This is a genomic window from Paenibacillus sp. F411, assembly GCF_017582705.1.
GTDB lineage: Bacteria > Bacillota > Bacilli > Paenibacillales > Paenibacillaceae > Paenibacillus_AQ > Paenibacillus_AQ algicola.
Map to the genome: position 1 here is coordinate 1 of NZ_JAGFIP010000004.1, position 22,367 is coordinate 22,367.

The 22,367-nt window shown below is 53.4% G+C and carries 21 protein-coding genes and 1 riboswitch; of the genes, 17 read left to right on the forward strand and 4 right to left on the reverse strand.

Annotation, left to right across the window (positions count from 1 at the left end; translation table 11 throughout):
- The first annotated feature begins 1,168 nt into the window (after nt 1-1,168).
- The 5 genes from tkt (at nt 1,169) to JJQ72_RS05520 (ending at nt 6,534) form a co-directional block, all read left to right on the forward strand.
- Nucleotides 1,169-3,184, forward strand: a complete 2,016-nt coding sequence (gene tkt / locus JJQ72_RS05500) for a transketolase (protein ID WP_208203016.1) — start codon at nt 1,169-1,171, stop codon at nt 3,182-3,184.
- 104 nt (nt 3,185-3,288) lie between these two features.
- Nucleotides 3,289-3,606 (forward strand): pyrimidine/purine nucleoside phosphorylase, encoded by a 318-nt coding sequence (ppnP, locus tag JJQ72_RS05505; protein WP_138226759.1) that lies wholly within the window; start codon nt 3,289-3,291, stop codon nt 3,604-3,606.
- 192 nt (nt 3,607-3,798) lie between these two features.
- On the forward strand, nt 3,799-5,154 hold the full coding sequence (locus tag JJQ72_RS05510) for a glucose-6-phosphate isomerase (RefSeq protein WP_208203017.1): 1,356 nt from the start codon (nt 3,799-3,801) through the stop codon (nt 5,152-5,154).
- A gap of 148 nt (nt 5,155-5,302) precedes the next feature.
- On the forward strand, nt 5,303-5,935 hold the full coding sequence (locus JJQ72_RS05515) for a YigZ family protein (RefSeq protein ID WP_138226757.1): 633 nt from the start codon (nt 5,303-5,305) through the stop codon (nt 5,933-5,935).
- 5 nt (nt 5,936-5,940) lie between these two features.
- On the forward strand, nt 5,941-6,534 hold the full coding sequence (locus JJQ72_RS05520) for a TetR/AcrR family transcriptional regulator (protein WP_138226756.1): 594 nt from the start codon (nt 5,941-5,943) through the stop codon (nt 6,532-6,534).
- A gap of 178 nt (nt 6,535-6,712) precedes the next feature.
- Here JJQ72_RS05520 and JJQ72_RS05525 read toward each other — a convergent pair whose 3' ends face one another.
- On the reverse strand, nt 6,713-7,114 hold the full coding sequence (locus tag JJQ72_RS05525; protein WP_208203018.1) for a secondary thiamine-phosphate synthase enzyme YjbQ: 402 nt from the start codon (nt 7,112-7,114) through the stop codon (nt 6,713-6,715).
- A 190-nt stretch (nt 7,115-7,304) separates the two neighbouring features.
- Here JJQ72_RS05525 and cysT point away from each other — a divergent pair, with 190 nt between their 5' ends.
- The 5 genes from cysT to JJQ72_RS05550 all read left to right on the forward strand — a co-directional run bounded on the left by cysT (nt 7,305) and on the right by JJQ72_RS05550 (nt 12,012).
- Entirely contained in the window at nt 7,305-8,120 is an 816-nt protein-coding gene (gene cysT, locus JJQ72_RS05530) for a sulfate ABC transporter permease subunit CysT (protein WP_138226754.1), read from the forward strand.
- Nucleotides 8,117-8,914, forward strand: a complete 798-nt coding sequence (locus tag JJQ72_RS05535; RefSeq protein ID WP_208203019.1) for a sulfate ABC transporter permease subunit — start codon at nt 8,117-8,119, stop codon at nt 8,912-8,914. The genes cysT and JJQ72_RS05535 overlap by 4 nt, the downstream gene beginning before the upstream one ends.
- Before the next feature lies 1 nt (nt 8,915).
- Entirely contained in the window at nt 8,916-9,980 is a 1,065-nt protein-coding gene (locus tag JJQ72_RS05540; RefSeq protein ID WP_208203020.1) for a sulfate/molybdate ABC transporter ATP-binding protein, read from the forward strand.
- A 61-nt stretch (nt 9,981-10,041) separates the two neighbouring features.
- Nucleotides 10,042-11,073: a sulfate ABC transporter substrate-binding protein gene (locus JJQ72_RS05545; protein WP_138227846.1), complete on the forward strand. Its 1,032-nt coding sequence runs from the start codon at nt 10,042-10,044 to the stop codon at nt 11,071-11,073.
- Nucleotides 11,074-11,229: 156 nt separating this feature from the next.
- On the forward strand, nt 11,230-12,012 hold the full coding sequence (locus JJQ72_RS05550) for an MBL fold metallo-hydrolase (RefSeq protein WP_175415336.1): 783 nt from the start codon (nt 11,230-11,232) through the stop codon (nt 12,010-12,012).
- Nucleotides 12,013-12,158: 146 nt separating this feature from the next.
- On the opposite strand, the gene JJQ72_RS05555 is transcribed toward JJQ72_RS05550, so the two are convergent.
- The gene (locus JJQ72_RS05555; RefSeq protein ID WP_208203021.1) at nt 12,159-12,965 is read right to left on the reverse strand and encodes a Cof-type HAD-IIB family hydrolase; all 807 of its coding nucleotides are present in this window, start codon (nt 12,963-12,965) and stop codon (nt 12,159-12,161) included.
- Nucleotides 12,966-13,174: 209 nt separating this feature from the next.
- Between JJQ72_RS05555 and JJQ72_RS05560 the strand changes: the two genes are divergently transcribed.
- Nucleotides 13,175-13,882, forward strand: a complete 708-nt coding sequence (locus JJQ72_RS05560) for a metal-dependent hydrolase (RefSeq protein WP_138226750.1) — start codon at nt 13,175-13,177, stop codon at nt 13,880-13,882.
- A 116-nt stretch (nt 13,883-13,998) separates the two neighbouring features.
- Here JJQ72_RS05560 and lplA read toward each other — a convergent pair whose 3' ends face one another.
- On the reverse strand, nt 13,999-15,000 hold the full coding sequence (lplA, locus tag JJQ72_RS05565) for a lipoate--protein ligase (RefSeq protein WP_138226749.1): 1,002 nt from the start codon (nt 14,998-15,000) through the stop codon (nt 13,999-14,001).
- Nucleotides 15,001-15,205: 205 nt separating this feature from the next.
- On the opposite strand from lplA, the gene JJQ72_RS05570 reads away from it, so the two are divergent.
- From JJQ72_RS05570 to JJQ72_RS05585, 4 genes are all read left to right on the forward strand, one after another.
- Entirely contained in the window at nt 15,206-15,934 is a 729-nt protein-coding gene (locus JJQ72_RS05570; protein ID WP_208203022.1) for a lamin tail domain-containing protein, read from the forward strand.
- 75 nt (nt 15,935-16,009) lie between these two features.
- A riboswitch (cobalamin riboswitch) is annotated at nt 16,010-16,216 on the forward strand.
- Nucleotides 16,217-16,465: 249 nt separating this feature from the next.
- Complete coding sequence (locus tag JJQ72_RS05575) at nt 16,466-17,488, forward strand: ABC transporter substrate-binding protein (RefSeq protein ID WP_208203023.1); 1,023 nt, start codon at nt 16,466-16,468, stop codon at nt 17,486-17,488.
- Nucleotides 17,485-18,531 (forward strand): FecCD family ABC transporter permease, encoded by a 1,047-nt coding sequence (locus JJQ72_RS05580; RefSeq protein ID WP_138226746.1) that lies wholly within the window; start codon nt 17,485-17,487, stop codon nt 18,529-18,531. The genes JJQ72_RS05575 and JJQ72_RS05580 overlap by 4 nt, the downstream gene beginning before the upstream one ends.
- On the forward strand, nt 18,528-19,325 hold the full coding sequence (locus tag JJQ72_RS05585; protein ID WP_208203024.1) for an ABC transporter ATP-binding protein: 798 nt from the start codon (nt 18,528-18,530) through the stop codon (nt 19,323-19,325). The genes JJQ72_RS05580 and JJQ72_RS05585 overlap by 4 nt, the downstream gene beginning before the upstream one ends.
- A gap of 97 nt (nt 19,326-19,422) precedes the next feature.
- On the opposite strand, the gene JJQ72_RS05590 is transcribed toward JJQ72_RS05585, so the two are convergent.
- Nucleotides 19,423-19,965 (reverse strand): dihydrofolate reductase family protein, encoded by a 543-nt coding sequence (locus JJQ72_RS05590; protein WP_208203025.1) that lies wholly within the window; start codon nt 19,963-19,965, stop codon nt 19,423-19,425.
- A 92-nt stretch (nt 19,966-20,057) separates the two neighbouring features.
- On the opposite strand from JJQ72_RS05590, the gene JJQ72_RS05595 reads away from it, so the two are divergent.
- Both JJQ72_RS05595 and JJQ72_RS05600 read left to right on the forward strand, forming a co-directional pair.
- Nucleotides 20,058-20,801 carry a hypothetical protein gene (locus JJQ72_RS05595; RefSeq protein WP_208203026.1) on the forward strand — a complete coding sequence of 248 codons (744 nt, stop codon included), beginning with the start codon at nt 20,058-20,060 and terminating at the stop codon, nt 20,799-20,801.
- A gap of 110 nt (nt 20,802-20,911) precedes the next feature.
- The gene (locus JJQ72_RS05600; protein ID WP_208203027.1) at nt 20,912-22,306 is read left to right on the forward strand and encodes an L-cystine transporter; all 1,395 of its coding nucleotides are present in this window, start codon (nt 20,912-20,914) and stop codon (nt 22,304-22,306) included.
- Nucleotides 22,307-22,367 lie beyond the last annotated feature (61 nt).

Genomic DNA, 22,367 nt, shown 5'->3' on the forward strand with positions numbered 1-22,367 from the left:
CGCGGCGGCAGTGCAGCCGCGCCGGGGGTGCCGGCGCAGCGGCGGGACGCCCCGCTGCGCGAGCCGGCGCCGGCCGGGGCGAAGCCGGCCGGGCAGGGCGGGGTGCCGCCAGCGGAGCAGGGCGGCACTTCCATGGATCGGCTGCTGCAGGCCAAAAGCCGCACGCGCCGCAAATAGTGCTGCAGGAGCGTCAGCGCCCAGCGCTGCCGTCACGCCGCATGAACGCGAAAAACGAACTCGTTGCGCCGCTGAGGCGGTGCTAGCGCAAACGAACACCAAAACCCGAACTCGTTGCGCCGCTGGTGCGGCTCTGGCGCAAACGAACACCAAAACCCGAACTCGTTGCGCCACTGTTGCGGCTCCCGCGCAAACGAACACCAAAACCCGAACTCGTTGCGCCGCCGAGGCGGTGCTAGCGCAAACGAACACCAAAAACCGAACTCGTTGCGCCGCTGGTGCGGCTCTAGCGCAAACGAACACCAAAAACCGAACTCGTTGCGCCGCCGTTGCGGCTCTGGCGCAAACGAACACCAAAAACCGAACACGTTGCGCTGCCGAGGTGGCTCTGGCACAAACGAACACCAAAAACCGAACTCATTGCGCCGCCGTTGCGGCTCCCGCGCAACTGTTGCGGTCCCAGACTCTACAACTCAACAATAGATCCAAATACAGCATCGGCGGTGCAGGGAGTATTCCTTGGCACCGTCGTTTTTTTATATCCCATAGAGAACCTTTGCCATGTGTATCTAGCTTGGAGCTACCCGCTCCTCATCTGCTTTTTCTCACCTTCCAGCTTGCTGCTTCAATAACCGTTCATGAGGTTATAGCCCTCGTAGAGAGGGCATAATGCTGAAGGGCTTTGGCTGCAGAAGCAATGCGTGGATGTTACTCAGAGAGACCTGGAATGAAATCGCCACGATAGCCGAGGATCAGCTCAGGATGCCGGGTCCAAATAAAATGCCCGGTCCATATAAAATGAAAACGAGCAGAGCTAAAATGAAAACACATGAACATGAATTCCCGTATAGCAAAGAAACGCATCAGATGATACAATAAGAGTCAAATTGATAATTTCAACTTACCTAATTGCCCTCTGATCTGGATAAGCTCCAGGTTGAAGACCCAAGAACGCTTGAATCAAGCACTGAACCTGAGGAGGATTTTTTTTATGACAAGTAATCAGACGATTGACAATCTGTCCATCGCTACAATCCGGACACTCTCGATTGACGCGATCGAGAAAGCAAAATCTGGACATCCCGGCATGCCAATGGGGTCTGCACCCATGGGCTATCAGCTGTTTGCGAAGACGATGAATCACAACCCGGACCAGCCTTCATGGATCAACCGCGACCGTTTTGTGCTGTCTGCCGGACACGGCTCGATGCTGCTGTACAGCTTGCTGCACCTGAGCGGCTATGATCTGTCGATCGAGGATTTGAAGCAGTTCCGTCAATGGGGCAGCAAAACTCCGGGACATCCGGAATTCGGCCACACTGCGGGTGTTGACGCGACAACCGGTCCGCTGGGACAAGGGGTAGGCATGGCTGTCGGTATGGCGATGGCAGAAGCGCACATGAGTGCTGTTTACAATAAAGAGGATTTCAACGTCATGGATCACTATACGTACGCGATTTGCGGCGATGGCGACCTGATGGAGGGCGTTTCCGCTGAAGCGGCTTCTCTGGCGGGACATTTGAAGCTGGGCAAGCTGATCATGCTGTATGATTCCAATGACATTTCCTTGGATGGCGAGCTGAACCTGTCCTTCTCGGAAAATGCAGCACAGCGCTTCGAAGCTTACGGCTGGCAGGTGCTGCGCGTAGAGGATGGTAATGATCTGGCTGCAATCGAGCAGGCGATCAAGGAAGCTCAGGCCGACTCGCAGCGTCCGACACTGATCGAGGTAAAGACGGTGATTGGCTATGGCAGCCCGAACAAGCAGGGCAAAGGCGGTCATGGCGGTACACACGGCTCTCCACTGGGTGCAGAAGAGACCAAGCTGACGAAGGAATTCTATAACTGGGTTTCCGAAGAGGATTTCTATGTTCCTGAAGAGGTTGCAGCTCATTTTGCCGAAGTGAAGGAACGCGGCATTGCAGCTTTCAAGGCATGGGAAGATAAGTTTGAGCAGTACAAGGCAGCTTATCCTGAGCTGGCGGCTCAATTTGAAGCTGCAGTAGCCGGAAAGCTGAACGAGGGCTGGGATCAGGACCTTCCGAAGTACACTGCGGAGGACAAAGCTGTTTCCACCCGTATTGCTTCCGGTAAAGCCTTGAACGGCTTGACAGGCGGAATTCCGCAGCTGCTGGGCGGCTCGGCTGACCTGGAGAGCTCCACGATGACGCATCTGAACGATCTGAGCAACTTTACAGCGAACAGCTATGAAGGCCGTAATGTTTACTACGGTGTACGTGAGTTCGCAATGGCAGCAGCCAACAACGGAATTGCCCTGCACGGCGGTCTCAAGGTATTTGGAGGTACGTTCTTTGTATTTACGGACTACCTGCGTCCGGCAATTCGCCTGGCTGCTATTATGAAGCTTCCAGTGACCTATGTGCTGACGCATGACAGTATCGCTGTTGGCGAAGATGGACCTACGCATGAGCCGATTGAGCAGCTGGCTTCCCTGCGTATTATTCCGGGCCTTACGGTAATCCGTCCGGCGGACGCTAACGAAACCTCCGCAGCCTGGGCATATTCTATGGAGAATCAGGATCGTCCGGTTGCTTTGGTGCTCACTCGCCAGAATCTTCCAGTGCTTGAAGGCGCCGTAGATCAGGCGCGTGAAGGGATCAAGCGCGGTGCTTATGTGATTTCCGATGCCAAGGAAGGGAAAGCACAGGCTCAAATCATCGCTACCGGCTCCGAAGTACAGCTGGCGGTCAAGGCTCAGGAAGCATTGGCACAGGATGGTATTCAGGTCCGTGTCATCAGCATGCCAAGCTGGGATTTGTTCGATGCTCAGGATCAGGCATATAAGGATTCTGTCCTGCTTCCAGAGGTAAAAGCCCGTCTGGCCATCGAAATGGCTCATCCATTCGGATGGGAGCGTTATGTTGGCGATCAGGGCGATATTCTTGGCATCAGCACTTTTGGCGCATCCGCTCCGGGAGACCGCGTCATTGCTGAATATGGCTTCACAGTCGAGAATGTCGTTAGCCGCATCAAAGCCCTGCTGTAAGCTTCACTGTTCAGATTGACATCATGATTATCAAGGTCGGCACCTGCTCTTGCTCTATCACTGCGGGTGCCGACCTATCTATATAGCGAGAGGGGAAACCGCACATGTCTCAATTCAATCAGGTTTCAGTTCAGAAGGAAGCTAATATTTACTATGACGGTCAAGTGACCAGCCGCACGGTGATCTTGGAAAATGGGGAGAAGGTTACCTTGGGTATCATGCTCCCGGGAAGCTATGAATTCGGAACAGATGGACCGGAAATTATGGAGATCCTGTCAGGTGATTTGAAGGTGCTGCTTCCAGGTGAAGAGAGCTGGATGGAAATTCAAGGGCAAGCCACTTTTCACGTACCTGCGAAGGCCTCCTTCAAGCTGGAGATCCGCAAAGTAACCGATTACTGCTGCTCTTACCCGTCTGCTTAAGTCTAGCTAACAGTCAGATGAGGCCTGCCCTCATCGCCCCGTACCACCAGCATCACCCGCATCACCCGCATCACCAGCATCACCAGCATCACCCGCACCACCTGCTCCAGCTTGAACCGGGGCGTTAATTGAAGTATGGTAATGTAGCAGAAATGCCAATGATGACTATGAAAACAGGAGGCTGTTTATACCATGTCGAAAAAAATTAAGTTTGACTACAGCAAGGCCCTGACTTTTGTAAACCAGCACGAAATTGATTATTTTGCCGAGCCGATCCGTACGGCCCACGAGCTATTACATAATGGCACTGGCGCAGGCTCCGATTACTTGGGCTGGATTGACCTCCCGACCCAATATGACAAGGAAGAGTTCAGCCGTATCCAGCAGGCAGCGGACAAGATCAAGCAGGACTCCGATGTCCTGATCGTTATCGGCATCGGGGGCTCATACCTGGGCGCGCGTGCAGCGATTGAGATGCTGTCCCACAGCTTCTATAATGAGCTGTCGAAGGATCAGCGCAAGACACCGGAAATTTATTTTGCCGGCAACAACATCAGCTCCACGTATGTAACGCACCTGCTGCAGCTGATTGAAGGCAAGGATTTCTCCGTTAATGTGATTTCCAAATCCGGCACGACGACAGAGCCGGCAATCGCTTTCCGTATCTTCCGCGCAGAGCTGGAGAAGAAATACGGCAAGGAAGAAGCGCGCAAGCGGATCTACGCGACAACGGACCAGGAGAAGGGGGCACTCAAGAAGCTGGCCACTGAAGAAGGCTACGAATCCTTCATTATCCCGGATGACGTAGGCGGACGCTATTCCGTTCTGACCGCGGTCGGACTTCTTCCAATTGCTGCAGCCGGCATTAACATTGAAGAGATGATGCAGGGTGCAGCTGACGCCTCCAAGGAGTACAGCAGCCCGAACGTGGCGGAGAACGAAGCGTATCAATACGCGGCGGTCCGCAACGCCCTGTACCGTAAAGGCAAAGGCATCGAAATTCTCGTGAACTACGAGCCTTCCCTGCATTTCGTGTCGGAGTGGTGGAAGCAGCTGTACGGCGAGAGCGAAGGCAAGGATTATAAAGGAATTTACCCGGCTTCTGTCGATTTCTCGACCGATTTGCACTCCATGGGACAATTTATCCAGGAAGGCAGCCGGAACATTTTCGAAACGGTGCTTCAGGTCGAGAATGTAGCAGACCATATTACGATTGAATCCGATCCGGATGATCTGGACGGACTGAACTTCCTGAGCGGCAAAACGCTTGATTTCGTCAACAAAAAAGCGTTCCAGGGCACGATGCTGGCGCATACCGATGGCCAGGTTCCAAATTTGATTGTGACAATTCCAGATTTCACTCCCTATTCCTTCGGATATCTGGTATACTTTTTCGAAAAGGCCTGCGGAATCAGCGGTTATCTGTTGGGTGTGAACCCGTTTGACCAGCCGGGCGTGGAAGCGTACAAGAAGAATATGTTCGCTCTGCTCGGCAAGCCGGGTTACGAGAAAGAGAAAGCCGAATTGGAAGCCAGACTTTCCGAATAAACACCTTCATGATGACGGGACCTCACTCTAGGTACCCTTTCAGCAATCCCGTCATCATGGGGACAGAACAGCTGATGAAAGCAGTCCCTGCGGCCTTGTTATGGCCTAAGGACTGCTTTCTTCTCGCATAAGGGGTGGTAATCAGAAGATGCTGGAAGCCTACAAAACGGTGCGTGCAGCCGGGTCCAAGGAAATTGTGATCCGCAAATCCCGGTTTATCGGCCATTGCAAGCCGGTAGAATCGGAAGAGGAGGCTGCCGCATTCATCGAAGACATCAAGAAGCAGCATTGGAATGCCACGCATAATTGTTCAGCTTATGTCATCGGAGAGCGGGATGAAATCCAGAAGCAGTCTGATGACGGGGAGCCGAGCGGAACGGCTGGTAAGCCGATCCTCGAGGTCATCCGCAACCAAGGCCTGAAGAACGTGGCCGTCGTCGTTACCCGATACTTCGGAGGGATTATGCTGGGGGCCGGCGGACTGATCCGCGCTTATACGGATGGAGCTGTAGCGGCTCTGGAAGCCGGGGAGGTCATTACGCGTGTGCTGCACCGGGAGGTTTTTGTCGAGCTGGATTATACCTGGCTGGGTAAGGTAGAGAATGAGCTTCGCAGCCGCAATGTCCGTTTGGGGGAAACGGTGTTTGCGGATAAGGTAACGTTAACCTGTCTGCCGGTAGTCGGTGAGAGCGAGGCCTTCCAGGCGTGGATGGTGGATTTGACACAAGGACAGTCCGTGATCTCGGAGGGAGCGTCGATTTTTTTTATTGAAGGGGAATAAATGATATGGCAAGAAGAGCGGTAGAACGCGAGTTGTCGAGGGAGCGTATTTTGGAAGCGGCCAGGCATTTGTTTATTACCAAGGGGTACAGGGCGATTTCGATGCGCAGCATTGGACAGCACCTGGGTTACAGCCATGGGTCCTTATACTATCACTTCAAAGAGAAGGCGGAGCTTTTCTACGCCATTGTCATGAAAGACTTCAACGATTTGGCCATCCTGATGAATGAGGTGTCAGGCCGGGCATCCGGGGATGGCCATTCAAAGATCGAGCAGCTGCTGCTCGAGTTTGTCCGCTTTGGACTGGATCATCCGTATCAATACGAAATTATGTTCATGATTCGGGATGAAGAGCTACTGGCGTACTGTCGTTCGGAGCAGAGCCGCTGCTTCGATATGTTCTCTTCCCTGGTGCGCAAGCATCTGCTGGAGGATGCCTGCAGCGACGAAGAGAGGCATCATCTGCCGCTGTCGCTGTTTCTCGGGATGCATGGCTTTATATCCTTTTATATTCAGGACCGGGTTAGCTTTGACGAGATCAAGCCGGCTGCCGTAGCTCATGTAAAAACCTTGTGTCGCAGCTTTTATACAAAGGTTTAGGAAATGGATTGACACCCCCTGCAGATTGCAGGAGGCACAGCTTTGGCATCCTCACGCTTCACCCTATTGCATCGTTGTAGCGTTGAAACGTCACATTATAACGTAAAAGGGACATGTTTCTTATTTTGATAGAAACATGTCCCTTTTTGTGCTGGAATGAATCGGGTCTTCGTTATCCCTAGCCCTGCATAATTTTCACATAATACTCCCGGCTTCGAGGGCCGTCAAATTCACAAAAGTAAATACCCTGCCAGCGCCCTAGTAGCAGGCGCCCGCCTTCAATAATCAGCTGCTGGGAAGGCCCGCAGGTTATCGACTTCAGGTGGGAGGCTGTATTGCCCTCTACGTGGCGATATTGAGGGTGCTCCCACGGATATACTTCGTCCAGGCGCATCAGCACATCCTTTTTGACATCGGGATCGGCATTTTCATTAATGACAATGCCCGCGGTGGTATGAGGGCAATAGACGAGGACCGTGCCGCTCTGTACTCCGCTTTGTTGAACCCGGGCAGCCACCTCGCGGGTAATGTCTCTCAGTTCATCTCGTTGTGTCGTAGACAGCTTTACAGGATACAGCATAAATAACAACAGCTCCTTATTCCATGATGAATATATTTTACCCTATAAATTACAGAAGATGGATTGACGGTGAGGATTCTCTTTTGGTAAAGTGTAAAATATTAAACCAAGTATACTCATAGGAAATGTAAAATTTAATTCCCGGACGTAAGCAGGTTACTGAATGGATTCGGGTTGAGGGGGCTGACAGATGACGGCAGGATTACGCCAGCACGGCTGGACATGGGGATTTCGGAGTACGATACTGCTTTATTTCTTGATTTTAATTGTGCTGCCGATCTGTGGAGTGTATGTGCAGGCCTTCTCCGCAGGCTGGGGAGAGTTTGCGGCTAGCCTGCTGGATCCCATTGCTTGGAAGGCGGTGCTGCTCACCCTGAAGCTAGGCTTGCTTGCAGCCTTCATCAATGTGCTGGTGGGCACGATGGTGGCATGGGTGCTGACCCGCTACCGTTTCCCCGGCAGAGCTGTGCTGAACAGCCTCGTGGATCTGCCATTTGCCCTTCCTACGGCGGTGGGAGGATTGATGATTCTGCTGCTGCTGGGACCAGGGAGCTGGCTGGGTAGCGCCGCTGAGGCGGCTGGATTTTCAATTGTATTTCATCAGCCGGCTATTGTGATCGCTATGGTGTTCGTTACGTTTCCTTTTGTCATCCGGGCGGTTCAGCCGCTGCTGGAGGAGCTGGAATCCTCGCAGGAGGAGGCGGCATATACGCTCGGTGCTTCGCGGTCACGTACCTTTTTTCAAGTGATTCTGCCTTCCATGCTTCCAGGCATTATGAGCGGCGGGATGCTGGCATTCTCCAGGGCTCTGGCGGAATTTGGCGCGGTCGTCCTGATCGCCGGGAACATTCCCGGGCGGACGCTCGTCGCTTCTGTATTCATCTACGGTGAGGTGGAAAGCGACAATCCGGTAGGGGCGGCTGCGGTTTCCGTTGTGCTGCTGACCTTGTCCTTTAGCGTGCTCTGGCTGATGAACCGGGTACAGCGCCGGGGAGGGCGGTCATGAGAAAATTGTGGATCGGACTGACCTATGCCGTATTTCTGGTTCTGCTTGCAGCGCCATTGTACAAAATTGCAGGCAGTGCCTTCAGCGGAGGCTGGGCAGGGCTGAGCCGGGCGTTAGGCCGGCCGGAAGCGCTGCATGCTCTCATGATGACCGGGGCGATTGTGGTTGTTGTCACACTGCTTAATGCCCTCTTTGGCATTATGATGGCTTTGTATCTCGTCAGAGCCAGCTGGCTGTCCGGCAAAATCAAAAGTCTTCTGAACAGCATTGTAGACCTTCCTTACGCGGTGTCTCCTGTGATTGGCGGTCTTATGATTGTGCTTCTGCTGGGTCCGGACAGCATCATCGGCGGATTTCTGGAGGGTACGGGCTTTCAGGTGGTCTATGCGTTCCCCGGGATGATTATCGCTACGCTGTTTGTGACGTTTCCACTTATGGTTCGTGAAGTGATGCCCGTATTGCAGGAGATCGGAACCGACCAGGAGCAGGCCGCTGCTACGCTGGGGGCCTACAGCTGGCTGACGTTTCGCCAAATTACGTGGCCAATGATTCGCTGGGCGGTCGTGTACGGGATGGTGCTGACAGTGGCAAGATCGCTGGGAGAGTTTGGAGCGGTGCTGGTCGTATCCGGCAACATTATGAACAAGACACAGACGGCCACAACATTGGTGTATCAGGATGTCGAGAATTTCAATGTTGCCGCGGCGAGCGGAGTTGCACTCGTGCTGGCTGCCTTCTCAGCGGGGCTGCTGCTGTTGATGGAATGGGTGAAAAAAAGAAAGGAAGTGCACTGATATGCATATCCAGGTCTCAAAGCTTGATAAGCATTTTGGCCAATTTCATGCTGTCAAGGACGTCAGCTTTCAGATTGAGAAGGGTCATTTAATCGGTCTGCTGGGCCCGAGCGGTGGCGGAAAAACCTCCATTCTTCGCATGCTCGCAGGCCTGGAAACGCCGGACCGCGGGGAGATCTCCTTTCACGGGTGCGTAGTCAACGACTTGCCGCCGCAGGAGCGGGGCATCGGCTTTGTATTTCAGAACTATGCTCTGTTCAAGCACATGACCGTGTTTGATAATATTGCATTCGGCCTACGGGTCAAAAAAGCCTCTAAATCCGCGATCCAGAGCAAGGTCATGGAGCTGGTGGAGCTGACAGGCCTGAAAGGATTTGAGCAGCGCTATCCACACCAGCTCTCTGGAGGACAGCGGCAGCGTGTAGCCTTTGCCCGTGCACTCGCACCAGAGCCGCAGCTGCTGCTGCTGGATGAGCCTTTTGCCGCCATTGATGCGAAGATCCGGCAGGAGCTGCGATCCTGGCTGCGGGAGCTGATTGAGCGAGTGGGGATCACCTCCATTTTCGTGACGCACGACCAGGATGAGGCGATTGAGGTGGCAGATGAAATTATGATTATCCAGCAAGGAAGAGTCGAGCAGAAGGGAACGCCGTGGGACATTTATAAGGAGCCTCGAACACCGTTTGTCGCTTCCTTTATCGGGGAATCCACCATGGTGGAGGAGGCGTCGCTGCTGAAAGGCTTTGATGGATTCAATCATTTGGGTCCTACACGCGCATTAATCCGTCCGGAATATATCGAGCTGGGGGAACATACTGACTTTCCGATCCTTTCAGCTACTGAACAGGGCATAGTGCGGCATCTTCACTTCCGGGGCAGTGAATGGCTGGTGGAGGTAGAGGTTAGAGGACAGAAGCTTGTCACCTACCGCTCTTTGGAGAAGGAAACGCTGCGGCCGGGCCAGGAGATTAGAGTTTTGATTCATCGCGCATACCTCTTTAATGAGGAAAACAGCTGGATTGAAGAGAACCGGCTGAAGGTTGATCCGATGCCGATTATGATTTAGCAAGCAGCCGAGAGAGGAGGTATACCGTTTGAAAAAGCACACAAAGCGGAGCGGGACGGGGATGCTGGCGATATGGCTGGGATTGACGCTGCTGACCGGCTGCTTCAGTCCGGCAGACGGGGACAAGGCTGATCTGACTGCCGCTGCAGCACCGGGGGAGCGGACACTCGTAATAGGCGCGTACAGTGTTGTAAAGGATGCAATGGGCGAGCTTCTCCCGGCATTTCAGGAGCATTGGCTGCAGCAAACGGGAGAAAGAATTGTTTTTCAGGAATCCTATGAAGCTTCCGGGACTCAGGCGCGCTCGATTGCCGGCGGATTTGAGGCAGATGTCACACTGCTGGCGCTGGAGGGGGATATGGATAAGCTGGTGAGATCAGGTCATGTCAGCCCGGACTGGAAGGAGCAGCCTGCAGGGGGGATGATCACCCGCTCAATCGTCGTGCTGGGCACGCGGGAAGGCAATCCCAAGGGAATTCAGGATTTTGAGGATCTGACCCTGGGCGATGTCCGGGTGCTCTACCCCAATCCGAAGACCTCAGGGGGTGCGCAGTGGGACATTAATGCGATTTACGGAGCTGGGCTGCGGAAGGCTGAGGCTGAAGGGCATCCGGATCCGGAGGCTGCAGCCAAGCAATTCCTGAAGCAGGTGCATCATAATATCGAGTCCCTGGACAAAAGCGGACGCGCCTCTATGGCGGCCTTCGAATACGGGGTTGGTGACGTCATCGTCACCTACGAGAACGAGCTGCTGGCCCGGGTTGCCAAGGGGGTCCCTTACGACATTGTTGTACCAGAGGACACGATCCTGATTGAGAATCCGGCTGCCGTCGTCCAAAAGTATGCGCAGGAGCGGGGCACAACAGATCTGGCAGAGGCGTTCGTCAGCTATCTTCACGCTCCGGCCGCGCAGGAGACGTTCGTCAAGCACGGCTTCCGTCCCGTTAATCCGAAGACCTGGGATCAGACACAGCAGCAATTTGCGAAGCCGGCAGGACTGTTTCGCATTGAGGACTTAGGCGGGTGGGATCATGTCCGGGAGAAGCTGTATTCCAAGCGTGGCATCTGGTATCAGGTGTTAGCGGGAATCTAGAATCTTCAAACAGAAGGTTGCGGATACATATCCGTTCTGTTATTCTTGAGGGGAAAATGATGACTAACGACAGGCTTCAGCCGTTCGGTGTATGTGCCGGGCGGCTTTTTTCTATGAAGTAATCTCAACGGTGACGACAAACAAGAGGTGAAGGTGTTGGATACATTAACGTTTCTGGGGACAGGTGACGCCATGGGGGTCCCGCGTGTCTATTGCAGCTGTACGGTCTGTATGGAAGCCAGGGCAGAAGGCAGAAATCGCCGGTTCCGGTCCTCGGCCATGGTAAGCAGCGGAGAGCAGTTCTTCCTGATCGACTGCGGCCCCGACTGGCGTGTGATGATGGAGCGGCTGGACATCCGTCAGGTCCAGGACGTGCTGGTGACGCATGCCCATTTCGATCATATTGCCGGACTGCCGGAGTGGGCGGATGCCTGCCGGTGGCTGGGACACAAGGGAAGACTGCATGCTCCCCGGGAGGTTCTGGACGTTATTCAAAGTCAGTATCCCTGGCTGTCCAACCACCTGAGCATGATTCAAACAGACGACGGCTGCACTCTGGCGGGCTGGAGCATCCAGGGCTGGAGGGTAAATCACGGGAAGAATGGCTATTCCTATGCATATCGGCTGGAAAAAGACGGCTATGCATGGGTATATAACTCGGACTCCATCCATCTGAAGAAGCAGGAGAAGAAGCCTCTCCACGGACTGGATCTGCTGGTGCTCGGGACAAGCTTTGTCCAGGAAAGGGCAGAGCGAAGCACCCGCTCGGTCTATGATATGGAGGAGGCTGCCGTGCTGCTGGAAGAGGTGTCTCCCAAGCAAGCGATTTATACCCATATGTCCCATGACGTAGATGTCACCTGTCTGCCGGCGCTTCCGGCCGGTGTGCTGCTGGCACATACCGGCATGGAGGTCGCATTAGGCAAGGCTGAGGGGTAAACCATCATGCCATAAATGTATGCAGCGCCATAGTATTGTGCCAAGCGTGATGCCCAAAGGCTTCTCCCCGCAGCACAGCTCCAAAAGCCCCGTTCGGCAATGGCTGCCGCGGGGCTTCTTGGCTGTGGTCTATCTGTGAGTCAGGATCAGTCTTGATTCAAGACAAATTGCTCGATGACCTGCTTGACGCCATCCTCATTGTTGCTGGCTGTTACATAGTCTGCGATATCCTTCAAAGGCTGAATAGCATTGCCCATAGCAACCCCTAGTCCAGCGCATTCCAGCATTTCATGGTCATTCCAGGAATCGCCGATGGCAATGGTCTCCTCCAGCTTGCAGCCGAAGTGGTCTGCCAGGAATGTTAACGCATGGCCCTTGGTGCCCTCTTTATGCATGAACTCCAGGAAGTGAGGCTTTGATTTCGTAATATGCATCTGGTCGCCGACCAGCTCCTGAAAGATCGGGATCAGCTCATCCAAATAGTCTGGCTCGTCAATAATGAGCATTTTGGGTGTCGGCTGATTAATCATCTTGGCAAAGTCAGGCTCTACGTAATAAGGAGTCTTGTTCAAGGCGCAGTAGTCAATAAGCTTCTGATTCTCCTCCCGGGCATAGAGCTTGTCATCAATATAAGTCTGCAGATGCAGATCATGCTCCAGGCAATAGTCAAACAGCTTGCGGGCCGCGTCCATCGGAACGAATCGCTCATACAGCACCTTTTCATCTAGCAGGTTCTTAATCAGCGCACCCTGGTATGTAATGATGGGAACATTTAGCCCGGTTTGGCGGGCAATCTTTTGTGCGGAGGCATAAGCCCGTCCGGTGGCCAGAGTCACGACAACATCCTTGGCTACAGCCTGCTCCAAAGCCTGCTGAACTCCGGGGGTGACCTCCTTCTCATCATTAATCAGTGTATCGTCAATATCAATAGCTATTAATTTATACTGCGTCATTATGATTGCTCCTCTCTTGATCTGGCAATGTGTACTCCTATCCACGTAGTATTCTCTAAGCACACAATTTGATCAAATTGTATCCCATTCTCTTACGCAGGACAAGGGTAGACAAATAGGCGCGCCGATTGCTATACTAATGAAATCGAACGTATATTCTCATATATGCTGTACGAAAGACTGCACGGTAAGGAAAGGAATTTATAGCTATGATGGGAAGAGCCCACTTGGTCATCAGCACCGGAGTCACCCTCTCTGTAATGGGGCTGGCCGGTATTCCCGTCACGCTCCCCGCGGCGGCGGTAGCCGTGGTGAGCTCACTGCTGCCGGATATTGATGAACCGAATTCGATCCTGGTCCGCACGGCCATCCCTACAGGGCTGCTCCGTGTGCTGCAGCTGGCGCTGATTGCCGGAGCGGCGTTTATTTATTTTTACGGAGCTGCCTTCTCTCCCTGGAATTTGGCGCTGGGAGGCCTGATTGCGGTCGTATCCTTTTTACCGGGCCGGACGCTTCGCCATATTGTCATGTTTATGATCGGATTGGGGCTGGTGCAATTTGGTCAGTTCTTCAACCCGTGGAACCTGATTGCCGGCTGTGTGCTGATGATCAGCTCACTAGTCTCGCACCGGGGACTGACACATAGCCTGTACGCTGTTGCAGGCTGGGGAGCATTGCTGTATTTTGCAGCTCAGAATGCGGAGCATGGAACGAGCCTCTGGGTCGCCGGCGCCTTGTCCTATGCCCTGCATCTGGCCGCAGATACCCTGACGAATCGGGGGATTCGCCCCCTGCCGCCGCTGAAGCTAAGGCTGAAGCTGAAGCTGATGAGTACAGGAACGAAATGGGGCAATATGGTGGAGAATATATGCATGATTCTGACCTTTGTCCTGTTATGGTATGTATTCATCGCTTAATCTGCCCTTCAGCATGCTGCAATCCGTGCCCACATGGGTACTAAAGACATAATAGGCTGCCTCACGGAATGTTGGTTCCGGGGCAGCCTATTATAGTCTCTTGCAGGATCTATCTGTTATTCCTCCAGAAAGATCAGCCCAATCAGGTCTTCCTGAGCGAGGTTCCCGAAGTAGTGCTTGACGTTAAAGGGAGAGAGGGCTTCTCTGATTTGATTCTCCTCATACCGTTTGCCCCGGAGTGCATCCTCGATGTCTGCAACATCCCCGACACCAAAGAAATCGCCGTAAATCTTGATCTCCGCAATATGTCCGTCTTTAATATTCATCCGAATGTCAATGATGCCTACGGGAAACTTGCGGGCATGCTTCACATTAGACTCTGGCGACTGTCCGTAATTCCAGTCCCAGCTCTGATACCGTTCCCTGGAGATCTGATGGATCATGTCCCAGTCCTTCTCCTGCAGCACATATTGCGGAACCTGGTCCGGCTCCATGCCGAAGATCGAGCGCAGCAGTTCTGCCCGGAATTGCTCAATGGTCATATCCGTTCCAAGCAGTTCTTTAATGTTGGCTACACGGCTGCGGACCGACTTGGTGCTCTTGGATTTGAACTTTTCCGGATTGGCATTCAGGGAGGCCTGTACGTCATCCAGGTTCAAGTCATACATCAAGGTGCCGTGGCTGAACATACGGCCGCGCGTGGAGAACTGGGCGTTGCCAGAAATTTTCTTCTCCCCGACCTGCAGATCGTTGCGGCCGCTAAGCTCGGCAGGAACGCCCATTTTTTGCAGAAAATCAATGACCGGCTGTGTGAACTTCAAAAAGTTGTGGAAAGATTGTCCGTCATCCCTCGTAATAAAGCTGAAGTTCAGATTGCCCAGATCATGGTAGACTGCTCCGCCGCCGGACAGACGCCGTACGACCTGAATCCGGTGATCGCGGATGTATTCCTGGTTAATCTCTTCAATCGTATTCTGATGCTTGCCGATAATGATAGATGGCTGGTTGATGTAAAACAGAAGATAGCTGTCGTCCATAGGAAGATGCTTCAGCGCATATTCCTCAATCGCCAGATTGATGGCGGGATCATGGATTCCTTGATTATCAATAAACAGCATAGGTTACGCCTCCGCTTATTCAGTCTTGTCCAGGTTCTATTGTAAACGAAGACCCGCTTCAAGGGCAAAGCCATACGAGAGAGGGATCCAGAACGCCATGCCTTTCCTGTCAAAAGCTTCATACAGATCGCCATCAGAATTAACACACACCTCATGTTCGTCCTGTTAACTGGTAGAAACGAAAGGATGACAGGAGGCGACGTATTTGCTGGACAGAAAAATAGGAGCGCGCACACTTGGACTTCTCAGTGTATTGGGCCTCCTCCTGTTTCAGGGTGCTTTGCGGGCAGCGGAAGCGGAGCCCCACCTTCCGCGGGAGCTTACCGCAAGCTCTGTTACAGCCATGCCGGTATATATTACGGAGGTATATCCCGATGACCGCTCTCACCATGGTGTGATTGAAGGCGCGGGCGGGGCTGATTTATTTGAATTCGTGGAGATTGTGAACATGTCGGAGGAAGCGGTTGATTTCAATGAGCGGTATGCTCTTTATTATGTGTTCGGGGCATACTCAACAGAGCTGTCTGTTAGAAGCGGCGAAGACTTCGACGCCAAGGTGATCCTTCCGGCGCAAAGTACAGCCGTGCTGTGGGTGAAGCGTTCTAGCTCCGGCATTACGGGAGCAGCTTCAAGGCTGACGAAATCAGATTTCAGGGCTTATCATCAGCTGGAGGCACAGGTGCCTGTATTTCAGCTGGAGGGGCAGGATGGCCTTCATCATGCAGATCGCGGGCTGGTCCTGACTGCCCGGGGAGACAGCACGGTGGTTAGTGAGGTGTTTTATGGGGCAGGGGATGTGCAGAGAGGAGGAAGCATCCATGTCAAGCCCCCGCATAAGGGGAACCGCATGCTGCTTCTGGAACAGCGTTCTGCGCCCTCTCCGGGAGCGCTGCTGCCGGAGCAGCAACTCTTTCCAGGCAGTGCCCCCGAGTAGATAATGGTTGTAAGGCTTGTCCAGATGTCCTATAATTCACAACAGAGAACAAGCTTGTATATCAAACCAGATAATCCATACACATACATGCGAGGTCCCGGGCTTAACCTTTAAATCGTTAGCCTCGGGTGAAAAGGGAAGCCGGTGGAATTCCGGCACGGTCCCGCCACTGTAAAGCAGGAGACTCCCCCACGATGCCACTGGCTGTAGCACTAGGCTCGGGAAGGCGGGGGAGAAGCACCACCTGCAAGTCAGGAGACCTGCCTTGCGTGATGATCTGACGGTCCTTCGAGGAGAGGATTACGTTTGGAGCTGCCGTGCATGCAGTGGAACAGATCCTGGCTGTGAAGTAACAGCAGGAGGTGTTTCGCCCGGCTTTATGCCGGTGTACCGATCCAATAACGTAACCCCTGATTCTTTAACGAGGAGTCAGGGGTTTTTTGCGGTCCAAATCCGAAACGCCAGATGAATGATGTTAAAGTGGAGCAAGCTGTATATCTCGAAATTATACAAATAAGGGGAGAGAAACCAATGAACAAGATGTTAAAGTTCGGATCCACGCTCTTGATGACGATGATGCTGGCTATGATGCTGGCGGCGTGCACAAGCCCGGCCGAAGAGAACGAGACACAGCCGGCGCAGCAAGAGCAGTCACAGGGAAGTGAAGCCAATAACGATGAGACCCAGAAGGAAGAGGGCAAAGACAGCGAAGCCGACAAGACCGTCTATCCGTTAACGGTGAAGGATGCGACCGGGACCGAAATGACATTCGAAGCGGCACCGGCGAAGGTAGTTTCCTTGTCTCCGTCTGAAACCGAGAAGCTGTTTGCGCTCGGCCTTGATGAGCAGATCGTTGGTGTGTCCGAGGTGGACGATTACCCGGAGGCGGCGAAGTCCAAGCCCAAGATGGGCGGATATGAGATGGATGTAGAGGCGATTGTGGCATCTGGAGCAGATGTAGTGTTCACGGCTGCCATGAATGAGGATAATATCAACAAGCTTCGTGATCTGGATGTCAAGCTGTTCGTCAATGATCCCAAGACCATTGCTGAAGTGATGGACAATATCGCGCTGGTCGGAGAGATTACAGACCGTAAGGCCCAAGCCAAGGAAATTACCGATCAGATGCAGCAGGAGCTGGACATGGTGAAGAACGCGGTAAAAGACGTGAAGGAAGAAGACAAGAAGACCGTGTATGTTGAATTTTCACCGGGCTGGACAGTAGGCAGCGGAACTTACCTGGATGAAATGCTGAAGCTGAGCAATGCCATCAATGCGGCGGGCGAGGCAGAAGGCTGGTTTGAGGTAAGTGAAGAGAACATTATTGCTGCGAATCCTGATGTCATTCTATATTCCGCAAATGTCATGGATGAGAACAACCAGTCTTTAGATCAGCTCATTCAATCTCGCAGCGGCTGGGATCAAATCCAGGCCATTCAGGACGGACAGCTGTTCAAGCTGGACGACAATCTGATTAGCCGCCCGGGACCTCGTGTTACGCAGGGCCTGATTGAAGTAGCTAAGGCGATCTATCCGGATTTGATGACTCCGTGAATTCCAAGCTGGCAGGCTATACGATAGCGGGACTGCTGCTTCTGGTGCTGACCCTTGTGGTCAGCCTGGGTATCGGCTCCGTTCATCTGCCTGCCGGGCAGATCGGAGCCATGCTGCTTCAGCGGGTTCCCGGTCTGGCAGAGCGGTTTCCGACAGCCTGGGAGTCCTCGGCGGAACAAATTATTATGAAGGTGCGTCTACCCCGTATACTGCTCGGCATGCTGGTGGGTGCATCCCTGGCAACGGCAGGGGCGGCCTTTCAAGGAGTGCTGCGTAATCCGCTTGCGGACCCGTTTACACTGGGCGTGGCCTCCGGCTCGTCACTGGGCGCAGCGCTGCTTATTTTTTACGGTATGCAGTATTCCTTTGCGGGGGCATGGACACTGCCGCTCGTTGCATTTGTCACTGGCGCTGTAACGCTGTGGATCGTGCTGGCATTATCGAGGGAACAGGGCAAGCTTCCAACGCACGGGCTGATCCTGGCTGGTGTCATTATGCAGTCCTTTCTGGGAGCGGTGGTGTCTTTCTTGACGATTATGTCCCGAGATACGATGAATGATATTTTATTCTGGACGCTGGGCAGCCTCAGCCTGCGGGGCTGGACGTATATTCTGGTGCTGCTGCCTTATTTCACAGCGGGCCTGATTTATTTATGGAGCCGGTCGAGAGCCTTAAACCTGCTGGCACTAGGAGAGCGCCAGGCTGCATATACGGGGTTGAATGTGGATCGGTTAAAGGGAAGCGTGCTCGTGGTGGCTACCCTGCTGACAGCTGCTGCTGTGTCCGTATCTGGCGTGATCGGCTTCGTCGGGCTTGTCATTCCGCATATGATCCGCCTGCTGACGGGGTCGGATTACCGGATCATTATTCCGCTTTCTGCCTTAGGCGGGGCGGTATTCATGGTCTGGAGCGACACGGCGGCCCGAACGCTGCTGGCTCCGTCTGAGATACCGATTGGTGTCGTGACGGCCTTCATCGGTGCTCCGTTCTTTGCCTACCTGCTGTATCGCAGCCGGAGGCAGCGCAGGGAGGGACAGCAATGATTACTCTTGAGGGTGCCGGCAGACGGTACGGCGAGGTTATGGCGCTGCAGCCTCTGGACTGGCAGGTCCAGGCAGGAGAGTGGTGGGGGGTGATCGGGCCGAACGGAAGCGGAAAATCTACCCTGCTGCAGCTTCTTTCCGGTGTAGAGACGCCTTCCTGCGGCACGGTTACTGTAGCCGGCCGCAATATTCGCAAGCACAGCCGCAAGGAACTGGCTCGCTTCATTGCCGTCCTGCAGCAGGAAGGGCTGCCCGCGACAAGCTTTACAGTACGGGAAGTGCTGGAGATGGGCAGATACCCGTTCCAGGGCTGGCTGGGCCGTGAACCTCACGACCCTGCTCCGTTACTGGACTCCATTATGGAGAAGCTGGATCTGCTGGTATTGCAGAACCGTCCGGTGGATGAGCTGAGCGGCGGTCAGCGGCAGCGGACAGCACTCGGCAAGGTGATGGCGCAGCAGCCGACTTTGCTGCTGCTGGATGAGCCCACAACCTATCTCGATATCCGTTATCAGCTGCAGTTCATGGAAATGGTATCACAATGGCGCCAGGAGAGCGGCATTACGATCATCAGCGTGCTGCATGATCTGAATCTGGCGGCTCAATTCTGCGACAAGCTGCTGCTGCTCCAGGATGGACGGGCGGCAGGCGCAGGGACGCCGCAGGACATGCTGACAGAGGAACGGCTCAGAGACATTTTTGGTGTAGACACTTCGATCGTCAGCCATCCCTCTAACGGGTCACCTCAGGTGCTGCTGACGGCTTCTCCAAGAGAGGCGCAGAAGAGGGAATAAATTGTGTTGCTGATGCACAGTCGTGCCTAAACCGAATGCTTAGTTCTCCTGTACGCTTACACCATGTAAAAAAGACGGCGAATGCCGTCTTTTTTTTTCATCTCCCGAGTGATGATTTCACCTCGTAATGCAGCTCCACAAATTGATTAAAGCTTCTGGAGCCCTTGAAGAGCAGCTCCTGCGGCGGTCCGCCTCCTTTAAAGAGCGGTATTCCTTCTCCCAGCAGCACTGGTGCAATCGTAATGAACAATTCATCCACCAGCCGCTCGGACAGCAGAGATTGAAGCAGATCGCCTCCGCCGACGACCCAGATTTTTGAGCCGTCTTCCTTTTTCAGCTTCTGAATCAGCTCCGAGGGGCTGCCGTTCACAAAGGTCACATCCTCATGGCTTGCTGTCTCTGACCGAGTAAATACGTAGCAGGCCTTTCCTTTGTAGGGAAATGCCTCTCCCTGGTTCATAATCCAGTCAAACGTCCGTTTACCCATCAGGATTGTATCCACGGTGTCATAGAACTCGCTGTACCCATTGTCTCCTTCTCCCTCTACCTTAAAGAGCCAATCCAGGGAATCATCCTTTCCTGCAATGTACCCGTCCAAGGTGGGCGCGATAAATACCGAGACCTTACGATCCGCTTTCATCCTGTTCCCTCCATCCTTCACTTCATTTGATTAGACTCCCCGCCATCCGGTTATGTATACAAAAATCTGGTATTCAGCTGGAGGATGGTAGGATGAGTGTAACCTTAATTATGGCATGCGTCATAGCCTGTGCCCATATCTTTTCAGGACATTTGAGCTTTCTTCGTGTCATCCCCAGAAGCTGGGTGCTTTCGGCCGCTGGCGGCGTGTCGGTTGCATATGTGTTCGTCCACATTCTCCCGGAGCTGCAGCAGCATCAGAACGTGATCCAGGACCATACGCCTCAGAGTCTTGCGTTTCTGGAGCATCATGTGTATCTCGTAGCGATGCTTGGCCTGATGTTCTTTTATGTGATGGAGAGGCTGGTCAAGGCCAGTGCAGAATCAGATTCTGGCAGTCAACGGGGCGAGGGGACACCGGGAGTCGGCGTCTTCTGGTTTCATATGAGTATCTTTTTCGTATACAACGTGCTGATTGGCTATTTGCTGCTTCAACGCACCTCACACTCCTTCTACAGCCTGCTTCTGTTTACCATTGCCATGACACTTCACTTTATGGTCAACGATCATTCGCTGCGGGCAGCGCATAAACACCGCTATGATCTGGCGGGACGCTGGTTTCTGACTGCAGGGGTGCTGGCAGGATGGCTGGCAGGGACGGTCATTCAGGTGGAGGCGGCTGTCGTCTCGATCATATTTGCATTTCTGGCTGGAGGCATTCTATTAAATGTCCTCAAGGAGGAGCTGCCCAAGGAGCAGCAAAGCCGGGTGCTGCCATTTGTGTTCGGGGCCATTTTTTACAGCGTGCTGCTACTGATTTTGGCTACAGCCGAGTAGAGGATTTTCTTATATTCGATTCGTATATATAGGTTAATGTTTACATAAGAATGGGATCGAAAATCCATATTAAGGCTGAAATACATAAACAGGAGGCTGAAGTCCATATCATGGAAAACTTATGGGTGTTTTTAAACGTGCTTTCGCTCGCCATACTGATCGGTATTTTGTTCTGGATGCAGAAGAAGCACTATTCATTTACCAAAAGGGTGTTTGCCGGATTAGTGCTAGGCGTTGCGTTCGGTGTCATTCTGCAGGCTATTTACACCGCCGATTCGGATACGATCTCAAAGTCCAGTGACTGGTTCAATCTGGTCGGCTACGGATATGTGCGTCTGCTGCAAATGATGGTTATTCCGCTCATTATGGTGTCGATTATATCGGCAATTATGAACCTGAAGGGCGGCAGCAACCTGGGTAAAATGAGCGCCTCCATTATCGCGGTTCTCATTCTGACCACCGGTGTAGCGGCTGTGGTCGGCATTACCGCTGCGAATGTGTTCGATCTCTCTGCCGAGAATATCCAGGCCGGTGCAGTGGAGCAGGAGCAGGGTGCTGCTCTGGAGGAGCGGCTTGGCACGGTGCAGGATCAGTCTCTGCCGGAGCAGATTCTGGAATTCGTTCCTTCCAATCCATTCGCGGATATGACCGGGGCACGGCGCTCCTCAACGATTGCTGTCGTCATCTTCTCGGCCTTTATCGGCATAGCTGTACTGGGTCTGGACCGGAAGCAGCCAGAGCAGGCGGAAACGTTCCGCAAGCTGGTGCGCTCCCTGTACGGCATCGTGATGCGGATCGTCACCCTGGTGCTGCGCCTGACCCCTTACGGCATCCTGGCCCTCATGGCCAAGACGATTGCCAGCACGGATCTGCAGGTCATTCTCGACCTGATCGATTTTGTCCTGGCTTCATATGTTGCCTTGTTTGTCATGTTTATCATCCACCTGCTGCTCCTGCTGGTGTTCGGCTTTAATCCGGTGACTTACTTGAGAAAGGTGCTGCCCGTGCTGACCTTTGCATTTACCTCCCGCTCCAGCGCGGCAACCATTCCGTTAAACGTGCAAACCCAGAACAAGAAGCTGGGCGTTTCGGAAGGCGTTGCCAACCTGTCGGCTTCATTTGGGGCAACGATGGGGCAAAACGGCTGTGCCGGAATTTATCCTGCTATGCTCGCGGTTATGATTGCGCCGACCCAGGGCATCGATCCGCTGGACTGGACCTTCCTGCTGACGCTTGTCGTCGTGGTTATGATCAGCTCCTTCGGTGTGGCGGGCATCGGAGGCGGAGCGACCTTTGCTTCCCTGATCGTTCTGTCCACGATGAATCTGCCGGTTGCACTGGCAGGTCTGTTGATCTCTGTAGAGCCTCTGATTGATATGGGACGTACAGCACTGAACGTCAACGGCTCCATGACGGCCGGGATGATTACCGGCAAAGCGCTGAATCAGGTCGATGAGAAGGTGTATCAGGAGCGGAATCAGGAAATCGACGTCATGCAGGCATAAGCCTATAGATCTAGCAAAATAGCGCGCAAGGATGGTTACAGTCTCACCTTTCTTCAAAAGA

Bases quoted from the DNA above. Each gene is read 5' to 3' on its own strand.
- tkt (WP_208203016.1), top strand. From the start codon at position 1,169: ATGACAAGTAATCAGACGATTGACAATCTGTCCATCGCTACAATCCGG.
- ppnP (WP_138226759.1), top strand. From the start codon at position 3,289: ATGTCTCAATTCAATCAGGTTTCAGTTCAGAAGGAAGCTAATATTTAC.
- JJQ72_RS05510 (WP_208203017.1), top strand. From the start codon at position 3,799: ATGTCGAAAAAAATTAAGTTTGACTACAGCAAGGCCCTGACTTTTGTA.
- JJQ72_RS05515 (WP_138226757.1), top strand. From the start codon at position 5,303: ATGCTGGAAGCCTACAAAACGGTGCGTGCAGCCGGGTCCAAGGAAATT.
- JJQ72_RS05520 (WP_138226756.1), top strand. From the start codon at position 5,941: ATGGCAAGAAGAGCGGTAGAACGCGAGTTGTCGAGGGAGCGTATTTTG.
- JJQ72_RS05525 (WP_208203018.1), bottom strand. From the start codon at position 7,114: ATGCTGTATCCTGTAAAGCTGTCTACGACACAACGAGATGAACTGAGA.
- cysT (WP_138226754.1), top strand. From the start codon at position 7,305: ATGACGGCAGGATTACGCCAGCACGGCTGGACATGGGGATTTCGGAGT.
- JJQ72_RS05535 (WP_208203019.1), top strand. From the start codon at position 8,117: ATGAGAAAATTGTGGATCGGACTGACCTATGCCGTATTTCTGGTTCTG.
- JJQ72_RS05540 (WP_208203020.1), top strand. From the start codon at position 8,916: ATGCATATCCAGGTCTCAAAGCTTGATAAGCATTTTGGCCAATTTCAT.
- JJQ72_RS05545 (WP_138227846.1), top strand. From the start codon at position 10,042: ATGCTGGCGATATGGCTGGGATTGACGCTGCTGACCGGCTGCTTCAGT.
- JJQ72_RS05555 (WP_208203021.1), bottom strand. From the start codon at position 12,965: ATGACGCAGTATAAATTAATAGCTATTGATATTGACGATACACTGATT.
- JJQ72_RS05560 (WP_138226750.1), top strand. From the start codon at position 13,175: ATGATGGGAAGAGCCCACTTGGTCATCAGCACCGGAGTCACCCTCTCT.
- lplA (WP_138226749.1), bottom strand. From the start codon at position 15,000: ATGCTGTTTATTGATAATCAAGGAATCCATGATCCCGCCATCAATCTG.
- JJQ72_RS05575 (WP_208203023.1), top strand. From the start codon at position 16,466: ATGAACAAGATGTTAAAGTTCGGATCCACGCTCTTGATGACGATGATG.
- JJQ72_RS05585 (WP_208203024.1), top strand. From the start codon at position 18,528: ATGATTACTCTTGAGGGTGCCGGCAGACGGTACGGCGAGGTTATGGCG.
- JJQ72_RS05590 (WP_208203025.1), bottom strand. From the start codon at position 19,965: ATGAAAGCGGATCGTAAGGTCTCGGTATTTATCGCGCCCACCTTGGAC.
- JJQ72_RS05595 (WP_208203026.1), top strand. From the start codon at position 20,058: ATGAGTGTAACCTTAATTATGGCATGCGTCATAGCCTGTGCCCATATC.
- JJQ72_RS05600 (WP_208203027.1), top strand. From the start codon at position 20,912: ATGGAAAACTTATGGGTGTTTTTAAACGTGCTTTCGCTCGCCATACTG.